Genomic DNA, 4799 nt, shown 5'->3' with positions numbered 1-4799 from the left:
GGTGGCGGCGGCCCCGGCCTCCAGCGCCCAGGCCGCGCCGGCGCCGGCGATGCGCGCCTCCATGGCGCAGATCGACCGCTCCGCGGCGGCGGCCTCCGACGCCACGGCCGCCATCGCCACGCCGGCGGGTTTCGAGCAGAACGCCTACGCGGTGTCGCAGGGCAAGCGCTGGTATCGCTGGTTCAACTGCAACGGCTGCCACGCCATGGGCGGGGGCGGCAGCGGCCCGCCGCTGATGGACGGCGAGTGGCGCTACGGCGGCAGCGCGGCGCAGATCGTGGCCACGCTGCGCCAGGGCCGTCCCAACGGCATGCCGTCCTTCGAGGGCCGCATGACGGACCAGCAACTGTGGCAGCTCGCGGCCTACGTGCGCTCCATGAGCGGCCAGCTGCGCACGGACGTGGCCCCCGGCCGCAACGACGGCCTGAGCGGCCCGCTGCCGGAGCAGCGGCGGGACGACGAGCGGCTCGGGGCGGAGGCGGTGCCGAAGGCGAGGTGAGGGAATGCCGTTGCCCCAATCCGCGCTCACCCCCGCCGGCCCGCAGGCCGCCCGGGTCCTGGAGCTGGGCACGCTGTTCTTCTGGATGTGCCTGGCCGTCCTGCTCGCCATCACGCTGGCCACGCTGTGGGTGCTGTGGCGCGCGCCGAAAGGCGACGAGCGCACCCCGGCGCCGGGCGCGCTGCCCGACGAAGCGGGCCGGCGCCGCGCGGTGTGCGTGGCGCTGGGGCTGTCCATCGCCGGGCTGCTGGTGCTGATCGCGGCCAGCGTCTTCACCGACCGCGCGCTGGCGCGGCTGCCGCTGCGCAGCGCCCTGCACATCGAGCTGACCGGGCACCAGTGGTGGTGGGAGGCGCGCTACGACGACGCGGCGCCCTCGCGCGTGTTCACCACCGCCAACGAGCTGCACATCCCCGTGGGCCGGCCGGTGATCGTGACGCTGCAGGGCACGGACGTGATCCACAGCCTGTGGCTGCCCGGCCTCGTGGGCAAGAAGGACCTCATCCCCGGCCGCACCGCCACCCTCACGCTGCAAGCCGACCGCGCCGGCACATACCGCGGCCAGTGCGCCGAGTTCTGCGGCCTGCAGCACGCCTGGATGGCGCTGGAGGTGGTGGCCGTGGACCCGGCGGCCTTCGACGCCTGGGCGCAAAGCCAGCGCCAGCCCGCCGCCGAGCCCAGCGAGCCGCAACGCGTGCGCGGCAGGCAGGTGTTCATGGGCAGCACCTGCGCCATGTGCCATGCCATCGAGGGCACCGACGCGGCCGGGCGCCAGGCGCCCCCGCTCACGCACGTGGGCAGCCAGCGCACGCTGGCCGCGGGACGGCTGCCCAACACGCCGGAGCACATGGCGTCCTGGATCACCAATCCGCAGGCCCACAAGCCCGGCGTCAACATGCCCGCGCATGCCTTCTCCCGCGAGGACCTGCAGGCGCTGGTGGCGTACCTGCAGGGGCTGAAATGAGCACCCAGGCCCCGGTGCTCAACGACGTGCCGCCCACGCCGCGGCAGGTGGCGCAGTTGCACGCCACCTGGTCGGACCCGCCGGGGCCGTGGGGCTGGCTCAGCGCCGTCAACCACAAGGCCATCGGGCGGCGCTTCCTGGTCACGGCCTTCGGCTTCTTCCTCGCCGGCGGTCTGCTGGCGCTATGGATGCGCACGCAGCTGGCGCGCGCCGAGAACGGCCTGGTGGGGCCGGACCTCTACAACCAGCTCTTCACCATGCACGGCACGACGATGATGTTTCTGTTCGCCGTGCCGGTGATGCAGGCGGTGTCGGTCTACATCACGCCGCTGATGCTGGGCGCGCGTTCCATCGCCTTTCCGCGCATGAACGCCTTCGCCTACTGGGTCTACCTCTTCGGCGGGCTGATGCTGTTCGCGGCCTTCCTCACCAACACCGGCGCCGATGCCGGCTGGTTCGCCTACCCGCCGCTGTCCGGGCCCGACTACTCGCCGGGCAAGCGGGTGGACTTCTGGGCCCAGATGATCACCTTCACCGAGCTCTCGGCGCTGCTGGAGGCGGTGATCCTCATCACCACGGTGTTCAAGCTGCGCGCCCCGGGCATGACGCTCAACCGGCTGCCGCTGTTCGTGTGGGGCATGCTGGTGACGGCCTTCATGGTGATGTTCGCCATGCCGGCGGTGATGCTGGCCAGCACCTCGCTGATCACCGACCGCCTCGTGGGCACGCACTTCTTCAACCCGGGCGAGGGCGGGGATGTACTGCTGTGGCAGCACCTGTTCTGGTTCTTCGGCCACCCGGAGGTCTACCTGATCTTCATCCCCGGGCTGGGTTTCGTGAGCACCATCGTTGCCACGTTCGCCAGGCGCCCCGTTTTTGGCTATCCAGCGATGGTGCTGGCGCTCATCGCCACCGCCTTCCTCGCCTTCGGCCTGTGGGTGCACCACATGTTCGCCACGAACCTGCCGGAGCTGGGCAAGAGCTTCTTCACGGCGTCGAGCATGCTCATCGCGGTGCCGACCGCGATCCAGATCTTCTGCTGGCTCGCCACGCTGGCCGGCGGGCGCGTGAACCTCAAGGCGCCGCTGCTGTTCGTGCTGGCCTTCTTCTTCATCCTGGTGCTGGGCGGGCTGACCGGGCTGATGCTGGCCTCGGTGCCGCTGGACCTGCAGGTGCACGACAGCTACTTCGTGGTCGCGCACCTGCACTACGTGCTCCTGGGCGGCGCGGTGTTCCCGCTGCTGGGCGCGGTGCTGTACTGGTGGCCGCTCATCACCGGGCGCATGACCAGCGAGCGGCTGGGGCGCTGGAGCTTCTGGCTGTTGTTTATCGGTTTCAACGTCACCTTCTTCCCGATGCACCTGCTGGGGCTGGAGGGCATGCCACGGCGCGTCTACACCTACCCGGCGGACCGCGGCTGGGAGGGCATGAACCTGCTGGCGACGGTGGGCGCCTGGGTGCTCGCGGCGGGACTGCTGGTGTTCCTGTTCAACCTCTGGCGCAGCTGGCGGCGGGGCGAGCGCGCGGGCGCGAACCCCTGGGGCGCGGGCACGCTGGAGTGGGGCTCCACCTGTCCGCCGCCGGCGGCCAACTTCGACGCCACGCCGGTGGTGCATGGCGCCTACCCGCTGTGGACGCCGCCGCGCGAGCCCTCGCAGGTGGCCGGGCTGGCGGTGGACCAGCGCGAGCAGCTGGTGACCACGGTGCTGGACGCCGTGCCCGACCACCGCGTCAGCTTCCCCGAGCCCACGCCCTGGCCCTTCCTGAGCGCGCTGGCGGTGACGCTGTGCTTCGTGTGGTCCCTCTTCACGCCCTGGGGCGCGGTGTACGGGCTGATCCCGGCCGCGATCGGGCTGACGCTGTGGTTCTGGCCGCGCCGGCGCGAGACGGCCAAGCACCTGGCCATCGAGAGGGCGCCGCGATGAGGATGGGACGCCAGACCGAGCTGGTCCAGGCGCGCATCGAGGGCGCGGCGCTGGACGTGTCGCACCTGCCGAGCTTCGGCTTCAGCCACCGCAGCCTGATGTGGTGGGGCACGCTGGGGCTGATGGCCATCGAGGGCACGGTGTTCGCGCTGGCCGTGGGCGTGTACTTCTACCTGCGCAGCTTCGCCTCGCGCTGGCCCATGGAGGACATGCCGCCGGCACTGCTGTGGGGCACGGCGAACACGCTGCTGCTGCTGGCGAGCCTGTGGCCCGCGCATGCCGCCAAGCGCGCGGCCGAGGCGCTGGACCTGAAGGGCGTGCGTTTCTGGCTGGTGCTGACCAGCGTCGCCGAACTGGCGGTGCTGGGCGTGCGGGTGCTGGAGTTCCAGACGCTCAACTGCCGCTGGGACGGCAGCGCCTACGGCTCCATCGTCTGGATGATCCTGGGCCTGCACACGCTGCACCTGCTCACCGACGCCTGGGACACGCTGGTGCTGACGGTGCTGCTGCACACCCGCAACCTCGAAGGCCGGCGCTTCGTGGACGTGAGCGAGAACTCCCTCTACTGGTACTTCGTGGTGTGGAGCTGGCTGCCGCTGTACGCCGTGGTCTACGGCGTGCCGCGCCTGGGGTGAGGCGAACGATGGGCTGGATCGCGCTGCTGGCCGGGCCGCTGCTGGTGCTGGGCAACCTGGGGCTGAGCTACGCGCTGCTGGGCCCCGGCTGCAACCTGCAGCGCGGCGCGCTGCTGCACCTGCCGATGGCGGCGAGTTTCATCCTGTGCCTGGGGCTGGCGCTGTGGGCGGCGCGCACGGTGCGGCGCACGCGCGAGGCCGCGCCCGCGCCCGGGGAGGGCGGCGCGGACCCGGACGCGGCGCAGGAGCGCCGGCGCTTCATCGCCTGGATGGCGATGGCCTGCGGGGCGCTGTCCTGCCTGGTGATCCTGGCGCTGTGGCTGCCGGTGGCGGTGCTGTCGCCGTGCATGGTGTGATGGCGTTGCGATGCCACTGGTGCGTCGCCGCGCTGGCGCTGGCGCTGGCCGCGGGCCCGGCCGGCGCGCATGCGGTCGGGGAGGAGGCCTCCGGCGCGCCCTGGGCGGCGCTGGTCATCACGCTGCTGGGCCTGTCGGCGCTGCTGTACGTGCTGGGCGTGGCGCGGCTGTGGCAGCACGCGGGCGTGGGCCACGGCATCGCCCGCGCGCGAGCCGCGGCTTTCACGCTGGGCTGGCTGACGCTGGCGGCCTCGCTGCTGGGGCCGCTGGACCACTGGGCCACGGAGAGCTTTGCCGCCCACATGCTGCAGCACGAGCTGCTGATGTTGGTCGCCGCGCCGCTGCTGGTGCTGGGCCGGCCGCTGGCGGCCTGGACCTGGGCGCTGCCGCCGCGCGCGCGTCCGGCGGTGGGCGGAGCGC

The 4799-nt window shown here is 72.3% G+C and carries 6 protein-coding genes; all 6 read left to right on the top strand.

Translation table 11 applies throughout. The features are described from left to right. Window positions 1-499: c-type cytochrome (locus tag Q0741_RS00880; RefSeq protein WP_298231318.1), on the top strand; the 499-nt coding region annotated here is incomplete at its 5' end. Between the two features lie 4 nt (window positions 500-503). Next, window positions 504-1463, top strand: a complete 960-nt coding sequence (locus Q0741_RS00875) for a cytochrome c oxidase subunit II (RefSeq protein WP_298231317.1) — start codon at window positions 504-506, stop codon at window positions 1461-1463. Then, a complete protein-coding gene (gene ctaD, locus Q0741_RS00870; RefSeq protein ID WP_298231316.1) occupies window positions 1460-3388 on the top strand; it encodes a cytochrome c oxidase subunit I in 1929 nt (642 codons plus the stop codon). Before Q0741_RS00875 ends, ctaD begins: the two co-directional genes overlap by 4 nt. After that, window positions 3385-4023 (top strand): cytochrome c oxidase subunit 3, encoded by a 639-nt coding sequence (locus Q0741_RS00865; RefSeq protein ID WP_298231315.1) that lies wholly within the window; start codon window positions 3385-3387, stop codon window positions 4021-4023. Before ctaD ends, Q0741_RS00865 begins: the two co-directional genes overlap by 4 nt. Before the next feature lie 8 nt (window positions 4024-4031). Further along, window positions 4032-4379, top strand: coding sequence for a hypothetical protein (locus tag Q0741_RS00860; RefSeq protein ID WP_298231314.1), 348 nt, complete (start codon window positions 4032-4034; stop codon window positions 4377-4379). Further along, window positions 4379-4799 (top strand): cytochrome c oxidase assembly protein (locus tag Q0741_RS00855; RefSeq protein ID WP_298231313.1); only part of this gene is annotated, 421 nt, incomplete at its 3' end. The genes Q0741_RS00860 and Q0741_RS00855, both read left to right, overlap by 1 nt.

The organism is uncultured Azohydromonas sp., from assembly GCF_937926365.1.
GTDB lineage: Bacteria > Pseudomonadota > Gammaproteobacteria > Burkholderiales > Burkholderiaceae_C > Azohydromonas.
Note: the sequence above shows the minus strand (reverse complement) of the source record. Positions and strands in the feature narration are given on the sequence as shown.

Coding starts and splice junctions, on each gene's coding strand:
- Q0741_RS00865 (WP_298231315.1), top strand. CDS start 3,385: ATGAGGATGGGACGCCAGACCGAGCTGGTCCAGGCGCGCATCGAGGGC.
- Q0741_RS00860 (WP_298231314.1), top strand. CDS start 4,032: ATGGGCTGGATCGCGCTGCTGGCCGGGCCGCTGCTGGTGCTGGGCAAC.
- ctaD (WP_298231316.1), top strand. CDS start 1,460: ATGAGCACCCAGGCCCCGGTGCTCAACGACGTGCCGCCCACGCCGCGG.
- Q0741_RS00875 (WP_298231317.1), top strand. CDS start 504: ATGCCGTTGCCCCAATCCGCGCTCACCCCCGCCGGCCCGCAGGCCGCC.